This window comes from Sphingomonas sp. PP-CE-1G-424 (genome assembly GCF_004341085.1).
Taxonomy (GTDB): Bacteria; Pseudomonadota; Alphaproteobacteria; order Sphingomonadales; family Sphingomonadaceae; genus Sphingomonas.
In genome coordinates, this window is record NZ_SLXW01000007.1 from 52,191 (window position 1) to 76,104 (window position 23,914).

A 23,914-nucleotide genomic window follows, 5' to 3' on the forward strand; every position below is an offset into this window, starting at 1 on the left:
ATCCGATTGTCGGCATATCGACCGCAACTTCTGAAAGACCGACCGGCCGCTCCGGTCCTCCCGGCTTCGGCGCGGTCCGAGCCAGTATCGAAAAGGGAACGATCATCATGACCGACGGCGGTCTTCATGCCGGCGTCGATCGCCAGCGCTGCATCGGGTTCGACCGAATACTCGATACCGACCGGCGCATCCGAGGCACCCTTGCCGCGTCACCAGCAGTATTGGCATCGCGCGAGAGGGGAGACCCCATCGCGATCGGCTGGCAGCCGGCGATCGCGGTCTCCGCCCATCCCCGGCCAATCTGGTCGCAAATCGGGGAGTATCTGTACTTCAACGCGCCGGCGGTCGCCGAATATCGCTGCACACGGGCGCTGATCGACGTGACTCCATTCGCAGGCGCGCCCGACGCGGCGGTCGAGGCGCTGCTGGTCGCGACCGCGCTACCCGCGACCTTGTGGATGCGCGGCGACGTCATGCTGCATGCCGCGGCGATCGTCCCGCATGACTGCGACGACGATGGCGCGCTGGCGATCGCGGGCGCTTCGGGCAGCGGCAAGTCGCGGCTTGCCGCAGAATTCCTCGCGCGCGGTGCCTCACTGGTCGCCGACGACAGCATCGCGGTTCGCCGCCAGCATGGCCAGGTGCGGTGCGCCGGACTTGCCGGTGGCTATCACCTGGAACGGCATCTAAAATCGAACCCGGCGACCAGAGACACGACCGAGCGCGCCTTCCACGCCGTCGCGGAGCACCGCGCGCGGGGCTCGGCTCGGCTGGCGGCGATTGTCGTTCTCGAAGACGATCTACAGACCGATCGGACTCGCTTGCACGGTGTCGCGGCGGTCGAAGCGCTACTGGCGAACCGGCACCGCGCCAGCGTGCCGCGCCGCTGCGGCCTCGAGCCGCGCGGGCTCCGCGATGTGGCACATTTTGCGCGAACCGTCCCCGTCTGGAAGTGGCCGAGACACGACGCGGATGCGCTGCTCGACGACGATGTTCGACACATGATCATGCAAGAGAAGGGACAGCAATGACCGAGACACTATGGCAGCGGACCGACGAATGGGTAGGCACCGAGGTCGAGGACAGCTTCGTCATGATCAACCTGGAAACGGGGACCTATGTAACGCTGAACCCAACCGCCAACGCGGTCTGGGACATGCTCGAGACGCCGCGGACGCAGAGCGCGGTCGAGGCGTCGCTGCTCGACCAATTCGACGTTACCGTAGCGGACTGCACGACCGCGGTGACGACGCTTCTCGCGAAGATGCACGCCATGAAGCTCGCCGCACCGGTCTGATCACACCGAACTGATCACACCGATCTGGTCGTCGTCGCTTGCAACAGGGGAGGGGCCCATGCTGATACGTCCCGAACCCGCTAAGGCGCTGAGCGCACGCCAGGAATGCGCCATCCTGACCCATGCGGTTGCCCGCAATCCCGGATTCGCATCGTTGCGCCTGCGGCTAGCGAGGCTGCTTAACCAGCTCGACGCGTTCGACGAAGCGATCGCCGTGCTGACCGCGCCCGATGCCGCGACGCCTAACTCCCCCGATTACGGTGCGTGCATGGCGCTGGCGGCGGCCTGGTTCGGGCGGGACCAGCCCGGTGATACGGTCCGCGCGCACCATACCGCGATCCGCGCGGAGGCGCTCGCCACGACCAGTACACAGCGCAGCGCGGCGCTGGCCGATCAGGGCAAGGCGTTGCTGCGGCTAGATCGTCTCAACGCCGCGCGCGATCGGTTGACCAAGGCGCTGCGACGCGATCCCGGCAACATGCCGGCCTGCCGACACCTCGCCACCGAATTGCTGCGGACTGGCGACACCGAGGCGGTGATCGCGATGACCGACCGGCTGGCGGCGCAGGGCATCGGTCATGCCCGGCTGTTCATGGCACGGATGCTCGCCTTCGCGCAGCTCGACCGGATCGCGGAGGCGCGCGCGATCATCGATCCGGAGCGGTTCCGGCATCGCCGGATCCTGACGCCTCCGCTTGGCTGGGCGGATATCGCGGCGTTCAATACCGCACTCGTAGAGGAACTGAAGACGCACCCCGGGCTGCGCTACGAACGCCACGGTACCGCATCGCGCAGCACCTGGCGGATCGATGCGCTGGCGACTGGCGCCGCACCGATCGCGCGCGCGCTGCTGGCACAGATCGCGGAGACTGCGGAACGGCATGTCGCCGCGTTGTCGGACATCGCGCATCCCTGGCTTGCGGCACGTCCCGATCGCGGCGAGCTGCGGAGCTGGTGCGTCATCACCGAAGGCGAAGGCTTCGAGCAATGGCACGCGCATCCGTTCGGCTGGATGAGCGGGGTCTATTACGCTCAGGTCCCCGATACGGTCGTCACCGGCAGTGATGCCGGCGGGTGCATCGCGTTCGGTCTGCCCGATGGCTTGATCGGTGCCGACAGGGCAGCGCAGTTCGGCGAGGATCTGGTCCGCCCGCAGCCGGGCTTGCTGATGCTGTTCCCGTCGCACAGCTATCACCGCACGTTCCCGCATGGTGCCGAAGATCGCCGGATCTGCGTGTCGTTCGATATTTGGCCTGCTTAGGAGCGCGCGCGCCACCAGGTCAGGAATTCCGCGGTGATCGCGGTCAGTTGCACCTCGTAGGATTCAGCGAAGTTTGTCGGCCCGCGCTCGGCGACCTTTGCAAGCGCCTGGTCGAGCCAGTCGAGGTCGATCCACTCCTGCACCTCGGCCTTGCGGAACTCGGCGATCCGCCCGCGCGCCGCAGGCGCCTGGCGTTGGAGCCGCGCCATGTGATCGGGCGATGCCGGCCTGCCCGAGCGCCGCAACCGGATCGTGTCGGGCAGATAACCCGCGAGCATGTGGCGTACCGGCGCACGATCGAGACCGTCATGGACGAGAAAGCCCGCCGGAAACCCTGCGAACAGCCGAAGCAGCCGCACGTCGCGGAACGGGAATTCCATCCGCAGCGCACCCGGATAGAATTCGTTCGGATGGAGCAGCGCCTTGTCCGCGCCGGGTAGATACCCCCACGCGTCACGCGGACGCCGGACCTCGTTTTTCACCGTGGCAGCGGGGGGCGCGCGCATCGCCTCAGGCAGCGCGCCGAGACGCTCCGCCGACAACCGGACATGGAACGCCCCCCCCGCCGGCTCCACCGCGGTCCCCGCCAGATAGCGGCGCACACGTCCCGCGGTGCCGCGCAGTTGCTGCCGCATCGTCGTCAGCGCGAACTTACCCGTCAGTGTCGCCTCGCCGAACGAGCCGTCGAACAGCGCGGTCGCGCCTAGCGCCTTGCCGCGCATCTGAAACGTCTCGGTCAGACAGTGCCGCACCGGCATCGGCGGACGACTCGCCCCGCCCAGGATCAGGTCGGAGGGGCGGTAGATATCGGCGTTTTCGGGCGGCGAGACATGCTCGGCGGTCAGACCGATCCGATCAGCGACCGCATCGGCGAACACGGCTTCGTCGACAAGCCCGCTACCGGGCGGCGCGACCGAGGTCAGCAGGATCATCCGCTGGTCCGCCGCCCGCTCGCGCGCAGCCAGCCACGCGATCGTCGAGGAATCCAGCCCGCCGCTGAGCAGCACGCCCGGCACCGCCGTCCGGGCGATCCGCGCCCGCAAAATCGTCTGCATCGTTTCTTCGGACGCGACGACCGCATCGTCGAACGACCCTGTCCACCGAGGCTGCGGGACTAGGATCGCTGCGACATCACGGTAGATGCCGTCCGCCATAATCGTTAGCCGCGTCGCGGGCTCGAGCTGCCGGACCTTGGCCAGCATCGTCCGATCACCCATCTCCTCGCGCAGCGCCGCACGTAGGTCAGCACGCCCGATCGACGCCAGCAACCCCATTTCGTCGAGCCGGTTGCCGATCCACGCAATCCGTGACAACGCGAACAGGTTCGGGGCGACCGCGACGCGCGGACCGTCGACTGCGAAGAACAGCCGATCGCGCCGCGCGGCCGACATCGTCAACACCAGCCGGCGGTCCCGACGATCCCAGTGGAGAAGCGACCACTCACCGATCATCTCGGCCGGGGTTTCGCTTCCGAACCGGTCCAGCGCGGCGCGCGCGAGCAACGCTGCAGGCAGCGTCGGCGGAACGTTCAGCCGCACCGCTAACGCTTGCGGTTCCTCGATATGGCCAACAAGGATGGTCAACGCATCGTCCGCCTCGATCCGGTGCAACGCGGTGCGATCTTGCGGGTCGACCTCATGCGCGAACGCCGCACCCGACACGTTGCCGCTATCCAGTCCAAGCGCGGCGACATCGCGCGGATCGACCGGTCCGCCATCGAGACGGAACAGACCGTAGATTCCGCTGCTCAGCATTGTACCGACCCATGATTGACGCGCGTGCGGCGTCGGATAAACAATGGCGGATGCCCGACATGGATCGTCTTGCCGCCAAGAGTGCGCTGCGCGAAGCGATGGCGCGCAACGCCTATGCGCGCGGCGAAGTACGCATCGCCGATCCCGATCTGACCGAACAGACCTGGCTGGTCGCGTCGCATCGCGGGCTCTTCGCGATCTCCGCCGATGGCGGGCCGGGGGCCGGCGTGGAAACCGCCAGCGTAAAAACCATAGTCTATGGCTGGTTCTTTGGCCTTTGCCGGCACCACGACGTGCTCTACGTATTTGAGAATTGCGGACACCGCGACCGCACCATACCGATGGGGCGAATCGTCCGTTTCGATCTTGCCGGAGACCGGCTGGCCACGCCCGAGGTAATCGTCATCGGGTTGCACACCAATTGCCACCAGATCGCAGTCATCGATGGGCTGTTGTGCGTACTCGACACCGCGAACCAGGCGATCCTTCGGTTCACACTTGAAGGCAACGCGGTCGACGTCCAGCGCCCGTTCGCGGCCGCGCCGCCATACGACACCAGCGGTGCGTATCTGCATATCAACGCGATAGCAGCAGTCGGCGACCGCACGGCGATCATGCTTCACAACGGCAAGGCGATCCCCGCAAAGACTAGTGAGCTCGCTTGGCTCGACCGCGACTGGCGGGTGATCGAGCGTCAGCCGCTGCCCGGGTATAGCTGTCACGACATCGTCGCGGACGAACGCGGGATGCTATGGCACTGCGACTCGATGGCCGGCGACATCATGGCCGCGGATGGCACGCGTGCGCATGTCACCGACACGCTCATGACGCGAGGACTGGCAATCACGCGCAATGCAATCATCGTCGGCATGTCCAGTTTCGGCCCCCGCCATCTGCGCAGCAAGCTGCATGGCGGAGTCGTGATACTCGATCGCGCGCTCGAACTGCGCATGACGATGGTCCTCGATGGATCGCCGACGGATATTATCGCACTGTAACAATATCCTGTCGCGACGGCCGTAGCGACGCGCTTCAACGACAACCCGAACAATACCCCGTACCGTCGGCTCGTACCGACGACGCAGAACCCCGACGCAACGACGTAGCCACGCGATCAAGCGCTCCGGCGTACGCTAGGAGCGATCAGGACCTCTGGCAATCCGGGGAGGGGTTGCCCCCGACATCGTTACCCAAACCAGGTGACAGCGCGGTTTCACGGACATCGAGTTCGCGAATTTCAGGTGCGATCCAGGTCTTGCGCTGGCCTGAAGGAATGATCTGATCTGTCATTGTACTATCCTCGTATACTGCGTCCAAGTCTACGCAATGCCCTATAGGTGCGATCTACGCCTGTTTTTCTCTCATAGACAAGAGATTCGATTATCCATCGATTTTCATCTGCGCACGTCGTTGAACCAACGAATATACTCAAATTGGTTTTTCTTTAGCAGGTATAGCCTTTTAAAACATATGTTTCCATATATAATTTCGCCGATAACTGATCCATACTGTAGAGATTGCACCAGTTTTTTATGCTGAATCGTCGCAAGGGGTCATGCTTGGTGAATTCGCCGAACCGTGAGAGCGTTCATGTTGCAGCGCACTAAGATCGACCTTGAAGTCGCCAAGCAGTTGACGCTTCCGCAAGAGTTGGCGATCGTCCGAGCAGCCTATGCCCGTCATCAGGGGCTCGTGGTCCGCAGCCGATTGGCGACGCTTTTGCTGGTTTGCGATGCGTTTGACGACCTTGTCACCTTGCTGTCGCCACACGACGACCTGAATTTCCTCGAAGAAATGCTCTTGGCCCAAGCATGCCTTGCCCGCGAGACGCCGGAGGATGACGACCATGCGCGGCGCGTTGCGAACCGCGCGCTAGCGTCGGCGACCAGCGACGTGCAGCGCGCGGCCGCGCTCGCGGTACGCGGCAAGGCGGAAATTCGGCTCGGCGCAGTCGAGGCGGCGCGGACGACGCTTGATCGCGCGCTGCGCTACGACCCGCGCGAGAAGGACGCCTGCAAGCGGCTCGCTGCACTCGATCTCGCCGCGAACGATCCCGCTGCGGTGCTGGCGATGGTCGAGCGCCTGACCGCGCGCGGCGCCGCGCATGCCCGATTGTTCGCCGCTCAATCGCTTGCCTTGGCGCAGGCTGGCGCGATTCAGGCGGCACGCGCAGCGACCGGGCAGGGAGAACTCACCGCGATGGCGACGCTCGCACCGCCGCCCGGCTGGGACGACATCCACGCGTTCAACGCGGCGCTGGCCGAGGAACTACTTGCGCATCCGGGGCTCCGCTACGAACGCTATGGTACCGCATCGGCACGGACTTGGCGGATCGATTCCCCGGCAACGCGCGAAGCGCCTCTGGTCCGCCTGCTGCTCGCGCATATCGCCGACGCGATCGCGGCGCATCTGGAAGGCCTGGCCGATCTCGACCACCCCTGGGCCCGCGCACGACCGACCGCGGCGATGCTGCGCAGCTGGTGCGTCATCACCGAGAGCGACGGTTTTGAAACTTGGCACGTTCACCAATTCGGTTGGCTGAGCGGAGTCTATTACGTCCGGGTTCCGGACTCGATCACGCACGGCGAGGACCCAGGCGGATGCCTAGCGTTCGGAATCCCCGAAGACCTGGTCGGGGATGACGCCGCGTCCGCGTTCGGCACGCGGACGGTGCGGCCGCACGACGGCCTGATGCTCGCCTTTCCGTCGCACAGCTATCACCGCACCTTCCCGCACGGCCTGATCGAGAAGCGGATCTGCGTCGCGTTCGATCTCAGGCCGCTGTGAGCGAAGAGTACCGCGCATCGGCGTTCGGCCTAACATGGCATTCGGACATCGCGCTCGACGGCTTCGACCAATGGTCCCCGACACTTGATACGCCGCGACCCTGCGTGCGCGTGACGCGCGTCGCCGCGCTTGCCGACCGCGGGCCGGGACACGCGCTCAACCGGGGACAACTCTATCCCGACGGCATCCGGCTCGGCTGGGGAGACGCGGTCGTTTTCGACATGATCGATGGCGCCCGGATCGACTATCTGCCCGGCCCCGGCTGGCGCGGCTCGCTGCCGTTCACCTTCTACAGCACGATCAGCGCGGTGACGCTGGCGTGGCGCGGCACGATCCCGTTCCATGCCTGCATGGTCGAAGTCGACGGTTGCGCGGTACTGATCGCGGGCCGATCGGGGGCAGGTAAATCGAGCCTCACCGCAGCGCTGCTCAGGCTCGGCGCGCGCCTCGTCGCCGACGATCTGGCCGTGATCGGTGTCGCCGACGGCCGGATCGAGGCGCTGCGCGGTCGCCCGACGATGCGCCAGCACCGCGATACAGCCGCGCGGATCGACGCCGATCTTCGCGTACCCGTGCCCGACGACCCGCGCGGCAAATGGCTGGTGCGTCCGCGCGCGCGCGCAGCCGATGTCGCGCTACCGCTTGCCGGCCTGCTGACACTGACTGACCGGCCTTTGGCGCTCGACGCACGCGCGAAGCTCGCCGCGCTCTCAGTGCATCTCTTCCGGCCGAGGTGGCTCGCCGCGCTCCCGAACCAAGCGGTCCGCCGCCACGACCTGCTGAAGATCGCCGCAGCGATACCCATCGCCACCTTGCCCGCGATCGCGACATTCGACCCCCACGATCAGAAGGACCGCGCCCACCGGGCGCTCGCGCAGATCAGGACGATGATCGCGGCACGGCCTGCACGAACCAGCCAGTGAACACGCGCCGCGGTCCCCCGCTCGCCAACGGCAGAACGCGGTGTTCAAGGTCGCTGGCAATATCAAAGATCAACGCGGTCCCGGCACGATCGTGACGATAGCGGACCAGCGTCTCCTGCGTCCCGGTCATACGCAGCTCGAAACTGCCCCCCTCATAGGCGGCATCGGACAGGTTGATGGTAATCCCGAGTTTGCGAGCGCCTGCCGCATCGTCGTGCGTGTCGTTATGCCAGTCGAGCGCGTCTAAGCCGTTGGCGCGGTTCTGTACGAGCCGTCCTTCGACGCGGTGCAGGTCGTGGCAACCGGTGACCACCTCGATCCAGTGCAGGAACGACGGACGACTGAGCACGATGTTCAGCGCGGCGCCGACCCGCTGTGGTGCCTCGACCTCGCGCGATCCAAGCTGGTCGACATGGTCGGCGACGAACCCCCCGCGACGACAGCGATCAAGCAGGCTGGCGAGCAGGTCAGGGGCTATGAGGTCACGACATTCGATCGCACGCTGCCGTTTGAAATCCTGCGCAGCGCCCGCGGGTGCGACGAGTATCTCGGTACGTTGCGCACCAATCGCGATCGGCCGCCCCCCAAGACCCGACAGCGAAGCCGGTTCGAACGGCGACGGCATGATTGATACGGGCATTTCCCCTTCCCCATAAAAGCGCGCGATAGGCCAACGAACCCGCGCGCAGGGATCGCGTCAAGCCGCTACCGTTTCAAGAACACGAACGCGGCGTAGTTGTCGTGGGGTAACAGCCGATCGTCGGCGCCGTAAAACGGGCCCGGTTGTAGCTTTATGCCCGGTGTCACGATCGCCCGGTAGCGTACCGCTACAGGGGCGTCGGTGAACCGGAAATTGCATCCCCACAGGATGAGAAGCCCCCCCGGACGGATACATCGGTCAAGCGCGTCGACCGCCGCGGCGAACCGCGAGAACGGGAGCAATCGGGTACAACGGTCGGGACGCCACGCATCGAGATCGCCGTGGCGCAGCACCGACAGGCAGAACACCGCATCATATCCCTCTGCCGTCAGCACGTTCGGCGTATCGGCACAGGCGAACCGGATCTGCCCCAGCCCCAGGCGATCGGCGGTCCGTCGAGCCTGCGCGATGCAGGCAGGGTTCGCGTCGATCGCGTCGATCCGCGCATGCGGCAGATACCGCGCCAGCGTGACCGCTTCCTCGCCCGTCGAACACCCGAACGACAACAGGCGCGGTGCCGGATTATCCCCTAATCGCGCCGCCACGGCTGCGAACAATCCCGGATGCCGATCCAGTCGCGTCACCGTGGCAGGCTGAAACAGCTGTGCGCCCCGCCGTCCGGCGTCGAGCCGCCCGCGGCCGAGCGGCGTCGCCAGCGCCCGAACAAAACGAACGAGGGCAACGAGCCTCGGGAACGCTTTCAGGCGGTTACGCACGAAAGTCGCAACCATGTCCGCATCGCCGGAAAGCGCGGAGCCCCATCACCCGGGCGTGCCGCCATCCGCCAATATTGCAGCATCGGCAGCCCGATAAAGCTTCCCCAAGCAAACGCCGCGATCAGATAGTCGGGGCCACCCTTATAGCCTGCGTGGAACAGCGTGGCCGTAGGGATGCCGATCGCCATCGCCGCGGCATAGGACCAGGCGATCGCCGCCATCTCTTCGGCGGGATCGTCGCCGACCTGCGACAGCGTATCCCAAAGCGCCGGATTGGTCACCGCAAGGTGCCCCGCCTCGTGGAGCAGGTCGCCGATCCGGCCCGGCTGCGCGGGGTCGTACACCACCGCGCCACCCCGAACCGTCATCGCCAGCAGAACCGCATCGGCAGGCACGATCCCGACCGCGGCCGTCAGCCCGATACGCTCCAGGAAAGCGAGAATATCGGCCAGTTCCGGCGCATTGCCTAGCGGAGAAGGGTGCCCGGTCTGCATGTAGACACGTCTACGCGTCTACGACCATACCGGCAAGGCGCGCGCAAATACCCGCTTGTTAAACGCCCGCCAATGGCCGACCATCGATCCGCACGCGTCGCTGTGCGGGTCGAATTCCTTCTATCCAGGAACCGCGCATGACCAGGATCGTGCTTTTCGCAGTATCGACGCTTACGCTAGCCGGCCCCGCAGCCGCGCAGGTCGATCCGGTCGCGCGCGCGATGGCGGCGAAGGCGCTCTCGGTCGCGACTGCACCGACGACGATGAAGACGACGATCGTCGGTGGCGAGCAACCCGATACGCCGGCCGTCTCGGGCGCTTCGGGGACAATCGGCAACTCGCCGATCCAGGTCAACGGCAGCGCCGCCAACGACACCGGCTATCTTGCATTCAAATACGGCGCAGACGGCAAGGGGGTGACCAATTACTGGGTCAAGACGCGCAGCCCGGCGATGAACGGCTATGCCGCGGTCCAGAACGGCGATCGCATCGTCGTCGACCTGTGGCAGGCGGGCACCGGCGGACAGACCGGGCATGTCGGCGGGAGCCGGGTCACCGTCGACAATGCGGTCTTTTCGGCAGGCGAGGTCGCCGGGCGCTGGGCGCTGTTCACCGGCACCGGGGTCGCGTCGTCACAGGTGAGCAAGCAGTATCCGGTTCGCTACGGCACGATGAACGCGATCGTCGCCAACAGCTATCAGCAGGTGATTTTCCCTGGCGGCGTCAACCCGGCGCTGCCATCGGCGGGGAGCAATTTCGGCGGATGGGTGGTGATCGGCGCGGGTGCGGCGTCGCCCGGTTTCGGCGCGCTGAAGTTTCTGCGGTCGGGCGCCGCGCTGCTCGCCACGCCTGAGGCGGGCGCGTTCGAGGTCGATGCGAACGCCCGGCCGTATTTCACCGCGGCCGACGGCGTCCGGCGCGGCGTCATGCTCGCCGACACCAGCGATCCGAGCGTCACGGTGCTGCCGGGCGCGGGCGCAGGCGCGACCGTCACGATCGACGCGAACGGCAATGCGGGGGTCGTCCTGCTGGTCACGGGCCCGGGACCCGGTAACGGACCGGGCAGCAGACCGGGCGCGGGGCTTGGCGCGGGCGACCTGTTCACGGTGACCTATGCGCATGCCTATCCGTCCGCCAGCTACCCGGTGATCTCGGCCGCCAACGCAGCTGCGGTCGCACTGGTCCGGAACGGCTATCTGACCGCGACGAAGACAGGCTTCACCGTCAGCGTGCCGATCGGTCCTGGGGATGGCCCGGGCGCAGCGCTTCCGACCGGCAGCTATGCCATCACCTTCAACGCACCCGGCGCTTGACCCGACCAGCGCTTCCCGAGCCGGCGTTTCCCGAGCCAGCGCACCGGTCGATGGTCTCGCCCGAATTCGCGTTCGTCTGCGCCTGCGCCGGACCGCTCGCCACATCCGACACGGACGGCGATCTCGACGGTCCCTCGCTCGCCGCGATAGCCCACCGGCATCAGGTCGTGTCGCTGGTGGTCGAGGCGCTCAAACGACACGGCCGGCCGATCCCGCCGGCGCTTGCCGCGCGCCACGATCCGCTGGCGCCGCTGCGCGCGGCACGCGAGGCGATCCGGTTGCGGACGCTGTTGCTGGCGGAAGAGATCGAGCCGATCTTCCTTAAGGGGAGCGCGCTGGCGGTGCTGGCCTACGGCGCGCTCGCCCGTCGTCAGTTCAGCGATATCGATCTGCTGGTTCGCCCCGAGGATGCCCGCCGCGCAGCTGCGCTGCTCGAGAACGCCGGGTATCGCGCACGCAGCGATACGGGCGCCAATCTCGCAAACAGGGTCGCGCGGCTCTCGCCGCTCGCCAAGGACATGGAAGTGCGTCACGCCGGCACCGGCCAGATCGTCGAGCTTCACTGGCGCATGACCGACGCTCTGCGCGAACGCCCGGCCCAGGATCGCGAAGCCGTCCAGTGGGTAGACCTGGCCCCCGGCGCAGCCGTCCCCACGCTCGCGACCGACGCGCTGTTCGCCTATATCTGCAACCACGGCGCCGCGCATATGTGGGCGCGGCTGCGCTGGCTGGCCGACGTCGCGGCGTTGCTGGCGCGCGAGCCCGACGGCGGGGACCGGCTCTGGCACGCCGCGGTCGCGCGCCGCCAGGGTCGCGCGGCCGCCTCCGCCATCCTGCTGGCCCGGCGGTATTTTGGCACGCCCGTCCCGCCAGCCTTCGCGGCCCCCGTATCGCTGCGCCTGAGGTTGCTCGTCGCACTGTCCCGACGCGTGATCGAAGCGGGTGGCGGCACCACCGAGCTCGCCCGCACGCGCTGGCGCGGCTGGGCCGAGATGACGGGCAAGCTGCTCGTCGCGTCGAGCCCCGGCGATCTCGGCGGATGGTGCGTCCGCCTGCTGTTCTCGGCGTCCGATGCCGAGGCAGAGCCCTCGCGCTTCTGGTTCGTGCTCCACCCGCTGCAGCGCATCCCGAGGCTACTCAAGCGACGCAGGCTGCGGCAGGACCTGCGCCGCACGCGCGAGCGCGCCTGAACCCCGCAAGTCCCTGAACCCCGCACGTCACAGCCAGCGACGCGTATCGGGCCAGCGCATCGGCGACATCGTCACATACTGCGCCATGCGCGGACGATCCGCGGTGTTGGCGCTGGCGCCATGCGGCAAGTCCTGGCGCCAGATCACCAAGTCGCCCGCCGCTGCCGCGATCGGCACGGCTTCGCGCGTCAGGTCGATCGTCCGCGGGTCGCGGGTCCCGAGCGTCTCCAACCACCCTTGCGCCAGCCGGTGATGGAAGCCCGGAACGACGCGTAGCGCCCCCTGCGTCGCCTCGGTATCGGTCAGATAGAGGATCGCCTGTGTCTCGAACGGAATCTCTCCGGCCAAGCTGGTGTCCCAGTGCAGGTTGGGCCCCGGAAACGCGTAGCGATCGGTCACCGGTGGGTTGAAGCTCAATCGATCGGTCGACATCAGAAGGTCGGCATGACCGTAAAGCTGGGCGAACCCGCGATGCACTCGCGCCGATCGACGCGGGACCTCCATCGTCGGGTGCTGGAACGCCTGCACCATGATGCCGTTCTCACCGCGGCCGTACCAGCTGGCCCGATCGGCCGGCGTGGCCGCCTTCAGCCTCCACAAATGCGCCGTGATCGCGGCCGCCTCGTCGCGCGTGATCGCCTGGTGCAGGACGACGACGCCGTCGCGCGCCCATGCGGCCATTTCGACCTCGGAGAACACCGGTTCGGCCGCCATGATCGCCGCTTGTCGCCTCAGCTCCGCATCCGGTATCGGCGCGTCGTCGTACCAGGCATGATAGCGCGCGATCGCCGCGCCGCGCGTGCCGTCAGATGCCCCGCCTGCCGTCGCCTCGGTCCAAGCGACGAACGCGTCCCACGCAGGACGCTCCCGACCGAGATACGAGATCGTCTGCTCCAGACCCAGGCCCAGCGTATCGAGCAAGGCGCGCAACGGCACGGGCCGCGCCGCGCCGCGCGCGACGCCACCCGTCACGCTTCGCCATACGTCTTCGAGGCCGCGTATCGTTCGAAAATCCAGCCGACCATCGGTCATGTCTTCGCTCTCGCCCACTGCCAAGCTCATCAATAGTTTTTTCACGATTGAATTGACGCGCTTAGCAAAAAACATTTCCAAATAAATAGTATCGGACTTCATCTGAATAACTCTTTGATATCTATCCAATTGTATTTCTATATGTCAGATTCTTGCAATTAATATATATTACGATTGATCTATGCCGCTCTACACAGGTATCACTATGCTTCTTTCATAAAAGTTTTATTTTCTGTATTTGCCCGACTTATCTATATTTAATTATCTCATAGCATCAATGACAAACCATCATTATCAAAGGCTTATCCATGAGACCATTAATAGTTGAAGCCTTGCTCATTGCCTTGCTAGCGACTGGATGGTATATTTACACTAAGATGATGGAATCTAAGAGAAAGCACCGGTTTGCTCGCAAACGTGCGCGCGATGCGCTCGCATGGCAGAAGGTGTTGGACAAGAACGCCGCGGACCGCGCAATGGCCGACACCGCCACAGGTTCGGCCTGAGGCTTGGAACCTATCCGATACGGCCATACCATCTAGAGAAAGCGCTCTCCGGCGTGGTCGCGGAAGAGTTCGTGGTTGCGGACATAGTCGGACAGGATCTCGAGCGACTTGTGTCGGCTGACCTCCTTCATCTTGAACACCGTCGCGCCTTGTCGCGCCGCCTCGGTCAGGAATCCGGCGCGTAGCGAATGGCCCGAGACCTGCGCCGGATCATAGCCCGCAGCCGCAGCGCGGGCCTTCACCACCAGCGCCACGCCGCGGTCGCTCATCGGCCTGGTCGTGATCCGCCCCTGCGGCGTGAGCTTGCGGAACACCGGCCCCGTGTCGAACCCGGCACAGGCGATCCACGCCAGCAATAACGCCTTGGGCCGGATCCGCCGGCCCTCGGGGATCGCAATGATCGCGCCCTCACCTTCCTGGTCGGTCTTGGATTTGCGGACCGTGATCATCAGTCCCTCGGGCGTGATCGCGACATCGTCGATCTCGAGCGCGACCAGTTCGGACCGGCGCAAGGCCGCAGCCATGCCGATCGCCAGCAACGCCCGGTCACGGACTGCGCGCACGCTGTCGCCGTCGCATCCGCGCAGCATATCACGCAGCATGTCACCGTCCGCGGCGCGTTTCTGTACCTTCCTGATACCGTGCGTGCGGCGGATACCCGCGACGGCATTGCGGATCGCGACCGCCCCGGGCTTTTGCTGCGGCGGATCATACCCAGCCTGGGCATGCATATAACCGATCGCCGCCAGCCGGCGCCCGATCGTCGAGGGCCGCACGCCGGCCTGTGCTTCGGCCGACAGGAATATCGCGACGGACTCGGGCGCGGCGGGCAACGACGTGATCGCGCGCGGCGCGCACCAGGCCTGAAATATCCGCCAATCGGAGTCATAGGCCCGCCGCGTCGCCGGCGCGCGCGCGGCGGCGACATAGGCGCGCGCCGCCTCGATCTCGTCGTCCAGCAACAACGGGATCAACGGTGTCGACGCAATGCGCGTGAGCGCGGTATCGTCGAGGTCGTCGTTCATGCGTCGGTGCCTTCGCCTGGAGCCTGTTCGGTGGCCCGGTTTCATCTACGATCGAAAATACGGTCGGCCGACCTGTCGCCGCGCAGCCGGCCGCCCGCCCCAAAACCAGCTGGTTCGTTTATTCCGAGAATAACGATTATCGGAATAAACGAACTTGTAAACGACCGTGATATGGCGTGCTCGACGATGCTCGAGGCTCCGGAATCGACGGTGCGGATCGTCGCGTCATCCGCGCGAGCGCTGTCGACGGGATTTACGCGTCCTTTCGCAGGACGCCGGACGGCGCCGCTGTAATGATCGCGACTTGTCGTTACGCCGGTTAACGGTATGGAACCGGATTCTTGCAGAACATGTAAAGGTGTCGAACATGGTCGATAACACGCGCGTAATAGTGATCGGGCTCGGCTATGTCGGGTTGCCGCTCGCTGTTGCGCTGGCCAAGTCGTTCGAAACCTGGGGTCTCGATGTCGATACCGGCCGCATCGCTGAACTCGAACGCAAACATGACCGCACCGGCGAAATCGACGCCGATCGTCTCACCGCATCGAGCCTGCGCCTGACGACCGATCCCGCAGCCTGTCCGGATGCCGATTTCTACATCGTCACCGTGCCGACCCCGGTCGATGCGGACAACCGGCCGGATCTCGGCATCGTGATGGCGGCGACGCGGACCGTCGGCAGCATGTTGAAGCCGGGTCGGCGCTCGATCGTCGTCTATGAGAGCACCGTCTATCCCGGTGTCACCGAGGACCTGTGCGGCCCCGAGCTCGAACGCATCAGCGGACTCGTCTGCGGCGAAGACTTCTTCCTCGGCTATTCGCCCGAGCGGATCAATCCGGGCGACCGCGAGCATACCGTCGACCGGATCACCAAGGTGATCTCCGGCCAGACGCCCGAAGTCCTCGAGGCGATCGCCGACCTGTATAACAAGGTGACGACGGGCGGCGTGTTCCGCGCCGCTTCGATCAAGGCGGCCGAGGCAGCCAAGGTGATCGAGAACGCGCAACGCGACATCAACATCGCCTTCGTCAACGAGATCACGCAGATTTTCTCGAAGATGGACCTGTCGGTATGGGACGTGCTCGCCGCGGCGGGCACTAAGTGGAACTTCCTGAAGTTCGAGCCAGGTCTCGTCGGCGGACACTGCATCGGCGTCGATCCCTATTATCTCGCCCACCGCGCGACCGAACTCGGCTGCGATCCGCGCATCATCCTGGCCGGCCGCGACATGAACGACGGTATGGCCACATGGGTCGCAAAGGACGTCCACGACTGGCACGCGGGTGCGGATGCTGCGCGCGTCGCGAAGGTGCTGATGCTCGGGCTGGCGTTCAAGCAGGACGTGCCCGACCTGCGCAATTCGAAGGTCGCCGATCTGGTCGCCGCGTTCCAGGGTCTCGGCCATCAGGTCGACGTCCACGATCCGCTCGTCTCCGCGCCCGAAGCGCTGCACGAATATGGCCTGGAACTCGTCGCCGCGCCCGTCGATGTCTATGATCTGATCGTCCTTGCCGTCCCCCACCGCGAACTGGTCGAGGATTTCGCCCGGTTTACGAGCCAGTTGGCGCCGGATGGCGGGATCGTCGATCTGAAGAACGCGCTCGCCGGGTCGGGACAGGTGCCCGATGGAATGAAGCTATGGACGATGTGACAATCGCGCCTACATGCAGCCGGAGCGGTCATCGTGCGGCCGCCCGGGTCTGCGTTCGAGGTTTTGCGTGTTTTCTAAGCTGTTCCGCCGCATGTCGGCCTCCGTGTCGTCGAAACCCGTGTTCGCAGGGCCACCCGGCGCGCGTCTTTACGCGATCGGCGATATCCATGGCCGGCTCGATCTCGTCGACGATCTGCTCGGCCGGATCGAGGACGACATCGCCGACCGACCGGTGGAGACCGCAGCGGTGGTTTTCCTGGGCGACCTGATCGATCGCGGCCCGGAGTCCGCCGGCGTCGTCGATCGGTTGCAGAGCCTCCGGCATTTTCCCGCCAAGATGCTGTTCATCCTCGGCAATCACGAAGAATTCCTGCTGCGTGTCCTGAACGGCGAGCCGGGAGTCGCGCATGACTGGCTCGGCTTTGGTGGCGATGCCTGCGCGGAGAGCTACGGTGTCGCGACCGCCGCGTTGCAGGCGATGGACGAACAGCGGATCGCCGAAGTGCTGCGCCAGGCGATTCCGGCCGCGCATGTCGCCTTTCTGAAGACCTTCGGCGACACCTTTCGGTTCGGCGACTATCTTCTGGTGCATGCCGGAATCCGGCCCGGCGTGCCGATCGACGAGCAGCAACCGCGCGATCTGCGCTGGATCCGCCAACCTTTCCTGTCCGATGCGCATGATCATGGCTGCATGGTGATCCACGGCCACACGATCAGTGACGGTGTCGACCGGCGTATCAACCGGATCGGAATCGATACCGGTGCCTATCGGACCGGCATCCTGACCGCCGCGGTGATCGAAGAGGAGGATCTCCGCTTCCTGGCGACGGGGCCGCAGCAGGCGGTTAGCGCAGTGGCCTGAAGCGCTGAAACTCCGGTGAGTCCCACCGTGCGGCCAGCACGATCACGAGGGGAGGCAACGTGGTCAGCGCGATATCGACGAGCATCGGGCCCGGCCCCCAGGGGTAGCTGTCGATATGATAGCGAATGAAGTCGAACGCTTCGTTGATCAGTTCGAGACCGAGGACGAGGATCAACGGCAGCCAGGACCCCAGTGGCCGACGCAGCAGCCAGCCAAACCCCAGCGTCAGCAGCACGCCGAGCAGCAGATGGAAATCATGATGCGTCAGCCCGGACGTCGCTGTCAGCCAGACCTTGAACACCTCCCAGTCTAGAACGATCCCGACCATAGCGCTGCTATGCGCAACAACGCCCATCAGTCTGCCTTCCCCGGCGCGATTTCAATTATCGGCGTACCGGGCATGTCGACAAATTCGGCCTGCGTCACACCGTGATCGTGCAGTTTGAACATGATTTTGGCGAGACACTTCGTTCGTGCAGCCCGCGGAACGATGATCCTGACCGGTCGACCGGCCGCCCATTCGGCTGCGTATTTCTTGAAGTCGGCATTTCGCAACGTCCGCCCGGCACTCGACAGATCGCATTTTCGGGATTTCGCCACGACGATAATTTCGCTGGGGATCTCATCAGGCTCTGCGCTATTCGACAGAAACAGCGCAAGAGCGGTGATCAGGATCATGCAACCGCATTCGCTACCCTGGCTACGCTGTCAACACAGTCTCGATCGCTATTGCGACAAGGGCCAGCTTATTGCCTGTCTCATTGAACATTGCAGTGCTCGACTTGCGGCAGACCGGGGTTAATTGTAGGTGTGCATCCGTGCATCACGGGGATGCAGGGTCGGTTGCAGGGCAGTGACATTATGAAAATCGGATTGATGGGCCGGACGGCCATCATCGGTCTCGCCTTGCTGCTGGCGGCGTGCGCGTCGACGCGCGGTGGAAAGATCTCGTATGATTCCAGCAACTTCGGCACTCCCGATGCACCCAAGGTCGTCGCGATCGACGATACCTATAAGCTCGCCCCGCTTGATACGGTAAGCGTCATGGTATTCCAGGTCGCCGATCTCAGCCGCGACTATGACATCGATCAGAGCGGACGCATCACTATGCCGTTGCTCGGCCGCGTCGATGCGGTCGGCCTCAGCACGACCGAGCTCGGCACCGTGATCGGACACCGGCTGGACGAGAAATACCTGCGAAACCCGAGCGTTACGGTTTCGTTGAAGTCGTCGGCCAGCCGCGTCGTCACGGTCGATGGATCGGTCCGCCAGCCCGGCATCTATCCGGCAACCAGCACGCTTTCTCTGGTTCAGGTCATTGCACTGGCGCGCGGTACCGACGATCTTGCCAATCCGCGTCGCGTCGCCATTTTCCGGACCATCGGTGGGAAGCGCATGGCGGCCGCATTCGACCTGACGAGCATCCGCCGTGGCGAGATGAAGGATCCGGAAGTCTATCCCGGTGACACGGTCGTCGTAGACGGATCGGCGGTCAAGAAAACACAGCGCGACCTGATGCAGAGCCTGCCGCTCGCGTCCATCTTCCTGGCGCTTTGACGCCCCGCCTTTAGGACTTTTGTACATGGCAAGCCCAGGGGCCGTGGGTCCTACAAACCTGACCGTGCAACCGGATCAGCGCCGCGATCTCGCCCCTTTGGCCCCGGAAAGCGGGTATGGCGGGTATGGAACCACGAATAACAGTCGCGAACTGTCGTTGTCGCTGCTGTGGCGCATCGCCGTCGAATGGCGCTGGCTGATCCTTGCAGCGATCGGCACCGGTATTGCCGCAGCGGTGCTCATCACGCTGCTGACACCTCTAAAGTATCGCTCCGTCGCCACGCTTGAGCTCAACCCACCCGAGGTAGAGATCATGGCAGACGAAGGGAATAAGGGTGGGCGGCAAAGCAGCGGGCGCAACGATACCAATTTCGTCGGCACGCAACTTTCCCTGCTTGGCAGTCGAGCGCTCGCCGAACGCGTCGCACAAAATCTCAATCTTGCTGCCGACCCGGCAATTGTCGGTGAGAGTACCGATCGCACCGCCAACACCGAGATCGCGGCAGGGTTCGTACAAGGCGGAACGAAGGTAAAGCTTCAGCCACAGAGCATGATCGTTATCGTATCGTTCGTTGCACGCAATCCGCAACTTGCAGCGAAGGTCGTCAACGGTATCACCGACGCATATATCGCGACCAATCTAGAACGACGCTACCAGTCGTCATCCTACGCGCGGGAATTCCTTCAGCGCCAGATCGCGACCACACGGCGTGACCTGGAAAAGTCGGAACGCGGGCTTACCACCTATGCGCAACAGCAACGGCTGATCAGCACGGGTAGCAGCGAAGAAGGTAGCGACACCAATTCGCTGACCGGTAGTTCGCTCGTCTCGCTGAACACCGCTCTTGCCGCCACCCAGGCACGCCGGATCGCAGCCGAACAGAAATATCGCGAGGCGACCCTAGGCGGTGCAACGACTGAGGGAAGCGCTAACGCTGCACCGTTACGCGCGCAGATCGCTGCGCTCGATGCCGAATATCAGCAGAAACTCCAGACGTTCCGTCCCGACTATCCCGAAATGGTCGCGCTCAAGGCGCGTATCGATGCCTTACGGGCGTCAGTGGTCACCGAGACGCGCACCGCGAATTCTGATCGCGTCGGCACGCTCCGTCAGGATTTCCAGGCGGCACGCGCCGAGGAAGACCGACTTCGTGCGCAAGTGTCCGGGCTTAGCGGCACGGTGCTCAATCAACGTGGCCGGCTGATCCAGTATAACATTCTCAAGCGTGACGTTGATACCAACCGTACGCTCTACGATGCGCTTTTGCAGCGCTACAAGGAGATCGGGGTCGCTGGCGGTATTGGCACCGCAGTCGCGTCGGTGGTCGATCGCGGCCTGGTTCCGGGCGGGGCGTTTTCCCCTAACCTGTATCTCAATCTTTTGATCGGTGCCGTCCTGGGCTTTGTCGTCGGCATGCTGGCGGCGATCGCCCTCGAGTTCATCAACGACACGATCAAGACACCCGACGACGTCCGCAACAAGCTGCAGCTACCTTTCCTGGGGGGCATCCCCACTGCCAAGAGTGCAAAGCCTGTCGAGGAGTTGAAGGATACGCTGTCGCCGGTCGCCGAGGCCTATCTGTCGACCGCGTCGGCCATGCAGTTCGTGACCGAAGGCGGCGCACCCAAGACGCTGCTGGTCACCAGCACGCGTCCGGCAGAAGGTAAATCGACGTCGGCGTGGGCGCTCGCGCACAGCTTTACGCGGTTGGGCAAGTCCGTCCTGCTGATCGATGCCGACATGCGTCGTCCCGCCTTCGTTACCGGGCGCGACAATATTGGCCTCTCGCATATCCTCACCAACACGGGTTCGCTGAGCGAGCACGTCCTGCACACCGATGTGGAGGGATTGTGGATCATGCCATCGGGCACCATTCCACCGAGCCCGCCCGAACTGATCGCCTCGGCGCGCTTCGCGTCGCTGCTCGCCGACGCCTCCTCGACGTTTGATGTCGTCGTGATCGACGGTCCACCGATCCTTGGTCTCGCAGATTCTCCGCTGTTGTCGTCGATCGCGCAGGCGACGCTGATGGTGATCGAATCCGGCCGCACCAGAACACGGGCAGTCGTCGAAGCGCAAAACCGTCTGCGGACTGCGGGCGCGCATATGGTCGGCGCCATCCTGACGCGCTTTCAAGCGCAGGCATCGTACGGCTATGGCTATGGCTATGGACAGACCAAGGATCAGTATCGCTACGTTGCCGACGACAACGACAAGAAGCGCCGGATCATGCTGACGATGCACGATGAGCCGTAAGAACGGCAGACGTACGCCGCGCAACGCCCTGAGCGTTCGCGGCATGGCCTCTGCTGCGATCCTGGCGGTCGCGGGCCTATCGCTCGGTTGGCTGTCGTTCAAATCCGCGATGGTCAATACGCTGCCGACTTCGTCAGGCGAAATCGTACGTTTGGCTGCCGATGATCCCGGCGTCGTACTGGGTCGAACAGCCACAAGGCTCGTGGCGCAACACGGTATCCTCGATGCGCAAACTCTCGACGCCGTCCGGCGGGCAGCTGCGGCCGCGCCGCTGGATGCGCGTGCCTATCTGATCCTCGGGCATCAACAGTTGCTCGACAATACACCGGACCGCGCGGTCGCGACGCTGGAAGCCGGACAACGGCTCGATCCGCGCCAGCGGTTGATTCATCTGTTGCTGCTCGATCGCTATCTGCGGACCGCGCACTACGCCGACGCCGCAATGCAATTCTCCGTCCTCGCACGCATTCTCGGCGCGGCGCAGGCACCGATTGCGACGGCGATGGCACAGATGACGATGGCGCCGGAAACCCGCGAGGCGGTCCGCCGCACGCTGAACACAGATCCGGTACTCGAACGCGCGGTGCTGATTGCTCTGGCCAAGTCGGCCATCGCGCCGGATGCGATCTTCGCGCTCGCGAGCCCTGCGGCTAGCGCCGATGCAGGCAATGCCGAGAGCTGGGGTCCCGCTCTCGTAAACCGGCTTGTCGAGCGCAGCCAGTACGCAGCCGCGCGGTCGGTATGGCAACGTATCTACGGCATATCAGCTGCGCAGGCCGCGATGCCGATCACCAATGCCGGGTTCCGCGACACCAAGGCAGCCCCCCCGTTCGACTGGACGCTGACCGCCAGCAGCCTCGGCGCAACGGATTTGCGGAGTGGGAGTATGGCGGTGGAGTATTATGGGCGGGACAGCGGTGCCTTGGCGAGCCAGTTGCTGGTGCTGCGGCCGGGGCGCTACCGCTTTGCGATCACCGTCGATCCGGGCAAAACCGATGCCACCACCACGCTAGCCTGGACGCTGGCCTGCAAGGCCGCGGCGTCCGACACGCGCGATACGCTGATGACGCTTCTCGTCACCGCAACCGCCAAACCGCACCGTATCGCGGCCGATGTCGTGGTACCGGCAAACTGCCCGAGCCAGATCCTGACGCTGCGCGGCGAAGCCGGCGAGTTTCCCTCGCCGCTGAGCGTGACCCTGCGCGATCTGGATCTTCGCCCCGTACCGGACTCCACTTCATGATCCGCCACGCGATCGTTCCCGTCTTCCTTCTCGCCTGCCTGCTGCTCGGAGGCGCGAGCGCGGCGGGCTTCACCGCCAACTTCATTCTCCAGATCACGAGCCTGCCGCTGATCGGCTGGGCGCTGTGGACGATGCTGCAGGAGCGTCCGTCGGCACAGATTCGCGCGCTACTCGGCCTGCTCGCGATCTTCGTCTTGATAGCGGTCCTGCAACTCGTGCCCCTGCCGCCCGCGCTGTGGACGCTGCTGCCGGGCCGCGCCCCGGTCGTGGAAGGCTATCGGCTGCTCGGCATCCCACTGCCCTGGCTGCCGCTGACGCTGGCCCCCGATATCGCGCCGGCGAGCCTGTTGTGGTTGCTGCCGGCGATCGCCGTGCTGTTAAGCGTAATCGTGCTCGGCGCGTTTCGCGGTCGCTGGATCGCCGCGACGATCGTCGCGGTCACGCTCGCCTCGGTCGCGCTGGGCGCCTTGCAAGTCATCGGCGGGACCGGCGCCTATCTCTATGCGATTACCAATTACGGCGTCGCGGTCGGGTTCTTCGCCAACGCCAACCACAATGCGACGCTGTTGCTGGTCTGCATCCCGTTCCTCGCCGCGCTCCAGGCGACACTGCTGCGGCGCAGCAAATCGCAGCGCAGCGCCTCGGCGGTCCACCTGCTCGTGGGCGCGACCTATGCGGTCATCTTCGTCGGCCTGCTGATCAATTCCTCGCTCGCGGGGATCGGCCTCAGCGTGCCCGTGGCGCTCGTCTCGTGGCTGACGTTCGGGCGCCGCCGCAGCGCCGTCGTCCAGCGCGGCCTGATCGTCGCCACCGGGCTGGTCTCGCTGGCGGCCATCGTCACGATCGTCGTCGGTCCGTTCGGCAACAACCTGTTCGGCGCACAGAAGGCCAATGCCGAGCTGTCGCGCCAGACCTCGTTCGCGCTCACCTTCCAGGCGGCGCGCGCGTATTTCCCCATCGGCTCGGGCACCGCCAGCTTCCAGCCGGTCTATCACATGCAGGAGCCGCTCGCGTCGGTCACGACGACCTTCATGAACCATGCGCATAGTGACTGGCTCGAATTACTCCTCGAAACGGGCGCCGTCGGAATGGCGTTCGCGGCGCTATTCCTGGCATGGTGGGTAATCCGCCTGCGCGCGATCTGGCGGGTCGAAGAGCCCGATCCGTTCGCCCAGGCCGCGGTCATCGCGACCGCCGCGATACTGCTCCACAGCGTCGTCGACTATCCGCTGCGCACTGCCGCGTTATCTGCGGTGTTTGCGGCATGTATCGGCCTCATGTCGGGGGTGCGCCCCTATACGCAGCGCAGTCGTGCCCCCTCCTCGGCGCGGCATCTGAGCCTGTAG

23 protein-coding genes are annotated in these 23,914 nt (G+C 65.0%); 14 read left to right on the forward strand and 9 right to left on the reverse strand.

Annotated features, from left to right (window positions below; all coding sequences use genetic code 11):
• Positions 1-107 precede the first annotated feature (107 nt).
• The 3 genes from C8J43_RS18165 to C8J43_RS18175 are packed head-to-tail and all read left to right on the forward strand — an operon-like array spanning position 108 to position 2,558.
• Positions 108-1,031, forward strand: coding sequence for a hypothetical protein (locus C8J43_RS18165; RefSeq protein ID WP_056056181.1), 924 nt, complete (start codon positions 108-110; stop codon positions 1,029-1,031).
• Complete coding sequence (locus tag C8J43_RS18170) at positions 1,028-1,297, forward strand: PqqD family protein (protein ID WP_056056183.1); 270 nt, start codon at positions 1,028-1,030, stop codon at positions 1,295-1,297. Before C8J43_RS18165 ends, C8J43_RS18170 begins: the two co-directional genes overlap by 4 nt.
• A gap of 58 nt (positions 1,298-1,355) precedes the next feature.
• Complete coding sequence (locus tag C8J43_RS18175; RefSeq protein WP_133032093.1) at positions 1,356-2,558, forward strand: putative 2OG-Fe(II) oxygenase; 1,203 nt, start codon at positions 1,356-1,358, stop codon at positions 2,556-2,558.
• Here C8J43_RS18175 and C8J43_RS18180 read toward each other — a convergent pair.
• Positions 2,555-4,312, reverse strand: a complete 1,758-nt coding sequence (locus C8J43_RS18180) for an asparagine synthase-related protein (RefSeq protein WP_056056187.1) — start codon at positions 4,310-4,312, stop codon at positions 2,555-2,557. The genes C8J43_RS18175 and C8J43_RS18180 overlap by 4 nt on opposite strands.
• Positions 4,313-4,323: 11 nt before the next feature.
• Between C8J43_RS18180 and C8J43_RS18185 the strand changes: the two genes are divergently transcribed.
• Positions 4,324-5,310: a hypothetical protein gene (locus tag C8J43_RS18185; protein WP_165899679.1), complete on the forward strand. Its 987-nt coding sequence runs from the start codon at positions 4,324-4,326 to the stop codon at positions 5,308-5,310.
• A gap of 145 nt (positions 5,311-5,455) precedes the next feature.
• Here C8J43_RS18185 and C8J43_RS22005 read toward each other — a convergent pair whose 3' ends face one another.
• Positions 5,456-5,602 (reverse strand): hypothetical protein, encoded by a 147-nt coding sequence (locus C8J43_RS22005; protein WP_156364436.1) that lies wholly within the window; start codon positions 5,600-5,602, stop codon positions 5,456-5,458.
• A gap of 300 nt (positions 5,603-5,902) precedes the next feature.
• On the opposite strand from C8J43_RS22005, the gene C8J43_RS18190 reads away from it, so the two are divergent.
• Together C8J43_RS18190 and C8J43_RS18195 are read left to right on the forward strand one after the other, a co-directional pair.
• Positions 5,903-7,099, forward strand: a complete 1,197-nt coding sequence (locus C8J43_RS18190; RefSeq protein WP_056056190.1) for a putative 2OG-Fe(II) oxygenase — start codon at positions 5,903-5,905, stop codon at positions 7,097-7,099.
• Positions 7,096-8,022, forward strand: a complete 927-nt coding sequence (locus C8J43_RS18195; RefSeq protein WP_056056192.1) for a hypothetical protein — start codon at positions 7,096-7,098, stop codon at positions 8,020-8,022. Before C8J43_RS18190 ends, C8J43_RS18195 begins: the two co-directional genes overlap by 4 nt.
• On the opposite strand, the gene C8J43_RS18200 is transcribed toward C8J43_RS18195, so the two are convergent.
• The 3 genes from C8J43_RS18200 to C8J43_RS18210 all read right to left on the reverse strand — a co-directional run bounded on the left by C8J43_RS18200 (position 7,979) and on the right by C8J43_RS18210 (position 9,932).
• Positions 7,979-8,662, reverse strand: a complete 684-nt coding sequence (locus tag C8J43_RS18200; RefSeq protein ID WP_082471077.1) for a 2OG-Fe(II) oxygenase — start codon at positions 8,660-8,662, stop codon at positions 7,979-7,981. The two genes, C8J43_RS18195 and C8J43_RS18200, sit on opposite strands and share 44 nt — an antisense overlap.
• A gap of 65 nt (positions 8,663-8,727) precedes the next feature.
• Positions 8,728-9,453, reverse strand: a complete 726-nt coding sequence (locus C8J43_RS18205; RefSeq protein WP_082471078.1) for a methyltransferase domain-containing protein — start codon at positions 9,451-9,453, stop codon at positions 8,728-8,730.
• The gene (locus tag C8J43_RS18210; protein WP_056056197.1) at positions 9,423-9,932 is read right to left on the reverse strand and encodes a hypothetical protein; all 510 of its coding nucleotides are present in this window, start codon (positions 9,930-9,932) and stop codon (positions 9,423-9,425) included. The genes C8J43_RS18205 and C8J43_RS18210 overlap by 31 nt, the downstream gene beginning before the upstream one ends.
• A gap of 137 nt (positions 9,933-10,069) precedes the next feature.
• On the opposite strand from C8J43_RS18210, the gene C8J43_RS18215 reads away from it, so the two are divergent.
• Positions 10,070-11,245 (forward strand): hypothetical protein, encoded by a 1,176-nt coding sequence (locus C8J43_RS18215; protein WP_056056199.1) that lies wholly within the window; start codon positions 10,070-10,072, stop codon positions 11,243-11,245.
• Positions 11,242-12,435, forward strand: a complete 1,194-nt coding sequence (locus C8J43_RS18220; RefSeq protein ID WP_133032095.1) for a nucleotidyltransferase family protein — start codon at positions 11,242-11,244, stop codon at positions 12,433-12,435. The genes C8J43_RS18215 and C8J43_RS18220 overlap by 4 nt, the downstream gene beginning before the upstream one ends.
• A 27-nt stretch (positions 12,436-12,462) precedes the next feature.
• On the opposite strand, the gene C8J43_RS18225 is transcribed toward C8J43_RS18220, so the two are convergent.
• Together C8J43_RS18225 and C8J43_RS18230 are read right to left on the reverse strand one after the other, a co-directional pair.
• The gene (locus tag C8J43_RS18225) at positions 12,463-13,497 is read right to left on the reverse strand and encodes a phytanoyl-CoA dioxygenase family protein (protein WP_231420920.1); all 1,035 of its coding nucleotides are present in this window, start codon (positions 13,495-13,497) and stop codon (positions 12,463-12,465) included.
• A gap of 508 nt (positions 13,498-14,005) precedes the next feature.
• Positions 14,006-14,998, reverse strand: coding sequence for a tyrosine-type recombinase/integrase (locus tag C8J43_RS18230; RefSeq protein WP_056056205.1), 993 nt, complete (start codon positions 14,996-14,998; stop codon positions 14,006-14,008).
• A gap of 367 nt (positions 14,999-15,365) precedes the next feature.
• Between C8J43_RS18230 and C8J43_RS18235 the strand changes: the two genes are divergently transcribed.
• Both C8J43_RS18235 and C8J43_RS18240 read left to right on the forward strand, forming a co-directional pair.
• Positions 15,366-16,649 carry a nucleotide sugar dehydrogenase gene (locus tag C8J43_RS18235; protein WP_056056208.1) on the forward strand — a complete coding sequence of 428 codons (1,284 nt, stop codon included), beginning with the start codon at positions 15,366-15,368 and terminating at the stop codon, positions 16,647-16,649.
• A gap of 67 nt (positions 16,650-16,716) precedes the next feature.
• The gene (locus C8J43_RS18240; RefSeq protein WP_056056209.1) at positions 16,717-17,511 is read left to right on the forward strand and encodes a metallophosphoesterase family protein; all 795 of its coding nucleotides are present in this window, start codon (positions 16,717-16,719) and stop codon (positions 17,509-17,511) included.
• Here C8J43_RS18240 and C8J43_RS18245 read toward each other — a convergent pair.
• Positions 17,495-17,839, reverse strand: a complete 345-nt coding sequence (locus tag C8J43_RS18245; protein WP_133032096.1) for a hypothetical protein — start codon at positions 17,837-17,839, stop codon at positions 17,495-17,497. The two genes, C8J43_RS18240 and C8J43_RS18245, sit on opposite strands and share 17 nt — an antisense overlap.
• 26 nt (positions 17,840-17,865) lie before the next feature.
• A complete protein-coding gene (locus C8J43_RS18250; RefSeq protein WP_056056214.1) occupies positions 17,866-18,189 on the reverse strand; it encodes a hypothetical protein in 324 nt (107 codons plus the stop codon).
• Positions 18,190-18,372: 183 nt separating this feature from the next.
• Here C8J43_RS18250 and C8J43_RS18255 point away from each other — a divergent pair, with 183 nt between their 5' ends.
• From C8J43_RS18255 to C8J43_RS18270, 4 genes are all read left to right on the forward strand, one after another.
• Positions 18,373-19,068: a polysaccharide biosynthesis/export family protein gene (locus tag C8J43_RS18255; RefSeq protein WP_165899681.1), complete on the forward strand. Its 696-nt coding sequence runs from the start codon at positions 18,373-18,375 to the stop codon at positions 19,066-19,068.
• Between the two features lie 97 nt (positions 19,069-19,165).
• Positions 19,166-21,325: a polysaccharide biosynthesis tyrosine autokinase gene (locus C8J43_RS18260; RefSeq protein WP_231420921.1), complete on the forward strand. Its 2,160-nt coding sequence runs from the start codon at positions 19,166-19,168 to the stop codon at positions 21,323-21,325.
• Positions 21,315-22,568 carry a hypothetical protein gene (locus tag C8J43_RS18265; RefSeq protein ID WP_056056217.1) on the forward strand — a complete coding sequence of 418 codons (1,254 nt, stop codon included), beginning with the start codon at positions 21,315-21,317 and terminating at the stop codon, positions 22,566-22,568. The genes C8J43_RS18260 and C8J43_RS18265 overlap by 11 nt, the downstream gene beginning before the upstream one ends.
• Positions 22,565-23,914, forward strand: coding sequence for an O-antigen ligase family protein (locus tag C8J43_RS18270; RefSeq protein ID WP_056056220.1), 1,350 nt, complete (start codon positions 22,565-22,567; stop codon positions 23,912-23,914). Before C8J43_RS18265 ends, C8J43_RS18270 begins: the two co-directional genes overlap by 4 nt.

What these genes read in the sequence shown, in the direction of transcription:
- C8J43_RS18165 (WP_056056181.1), top strand. Translation starts at nt 108, where the DNA reads ATGACCGACGGCGGTCTTCATGCCGGCGTCGATCGCCAGCGCTGCATC.
- C8J43_RS18170 (WP_056056183.1), top strand. Translation starts at nt 1,028, where the DNA reads ATGACCGAGACACTATGGCAGCGGACCGACGAATGGGTAGGCACCGAG.
- C8J43_RS18175 (WP_133032093.1), top strand. Translation starts at nt 1,356, where the DNA reads ATGCTGATACGTCCCGAACCCGCTAAGGCGCTGAGCGCACGCCAGGAA.
- C8J43_RS18180 (WP_056056187.1), bottom strand. Translation starts at nt 4,312, where the DNA reads ATGCTGAGCAGCGGAATCTACGGTCTGTTCCGTCTCGATGGCGGACCG.
- C8J43_RS18185 (WP_165899679.1), top strand. Translation starts at nt 4,324, where the DNA reads ATGATTGACGCGCGTGCGGCGTCGGATAAACAATGGCGGATGCCCGAC.
- C8J43_RS22005 (WP_156364436.1), bottom strand. Translation starts at nt 5,602, where the DNA reads ATGACAGATCAGATCATTCCTTCAGGCCAGCGCAAGACCTGGATCGCA.
- C8J43_RS18190 (WP_056056190.1), top strand. Translation starts at nt 5,903, where the DNA reads ATGTTGCAGCGCACTAAGATCGACCTTGAAGTCGCCAAGCAGTTGACG.
- C8J43_RS18200 (WP_082471077.1), bottom strand. Translation starts at nt 8,662, where the DNA reads ATGCCCGTATCAATCATGCCGTCGCCGTTCGAACCGGCTTCGCTGTCG.
- C8J43_RS18205 (WP_082471078.1), bottom strand. Translation starts at nt 9,453, where the DNA reads ATGGTTGCGACTTTCGTGCGTAACCGCCTGAAAGCGTTCCCGAGGCTC.
- C8J43_RS18210 (WP_056056197.1), bottom strand. Translation starts at nt 9,932, where the DNA reads ATGCAGACCGGGCACCCTTCTCCGCTAGGCAATGCGCCGGAACTGGCC.
- C8J43_RS18215 (WP_056056199.1), top strand. Translation starts at nt 10,070, where the DNA reads ATGACCAGGATCGTGCTTTTCGCAGTATCGACGCTTACGCTAGCCGGC.
- C8J43_RS18225 (WP_231420920.1), bottom strand. Translation starts at nt 13,497, where the DNA reads ATGAGCTTGGCAGTGGGCGAGAGCGAAGACATGACCGATGGTCGGCTG.
- C8J43_RS18230 (WP_056056205.1), bottom strand. Translation starts at nt 14,998, where the DNA reads ATGAACGACGACCTCGACGATACCGCGCTCACGCGCATTGCGTCGACA.
- C8J43_RS18235 (WP_056056208.1), top strand. Translation starts at nt 15,366, where the DNA reads ATGGTCGATAACACGCGCGTAATAGTGATCGGGCTCGGCTATGTCGGG.
- C8J43_RS18245 (WP_133032096.1), bottom strand. Translation starts at nt 17,839, where the DNA reads ATGGTCGGGATCGTTCTAGACTGGGAGGTGTTCAAGGTCTGGCTGACA.
- C8J43_RS18250 (WP_056056214.1), bottom strand. Translation starts at nt 18,189, where the DNA reads ATGATCCTGATCACCGCTCTTGCGCTGTTTCTGTCGAATAGCGCAGAG.
- C8J43_RS18255 (WP_165899681.1), top strand. Translation starts at nt 18,373, where the DNA reads ATGAAAATCGGATTGATGGGCCGGACGGCCATCATCGGTCTCGCCTTG.
- C8J43_RS18265 (WP_056056217.1), top strand. Translation starts at nt 21,315, where the DNA reads ATGAGCCGTAAGAACGGCAGACGTACGCCGCGCAACGCCCTGAGCGTT.
- C8J43_RS18270 (WP_056056220.1), top strand. Translation starts at nt 22,565, where the DNA reads ATGATCCGCCACGCGATCGTTCCCGTCTTCCTTCTCGCCTGCCTGCTG.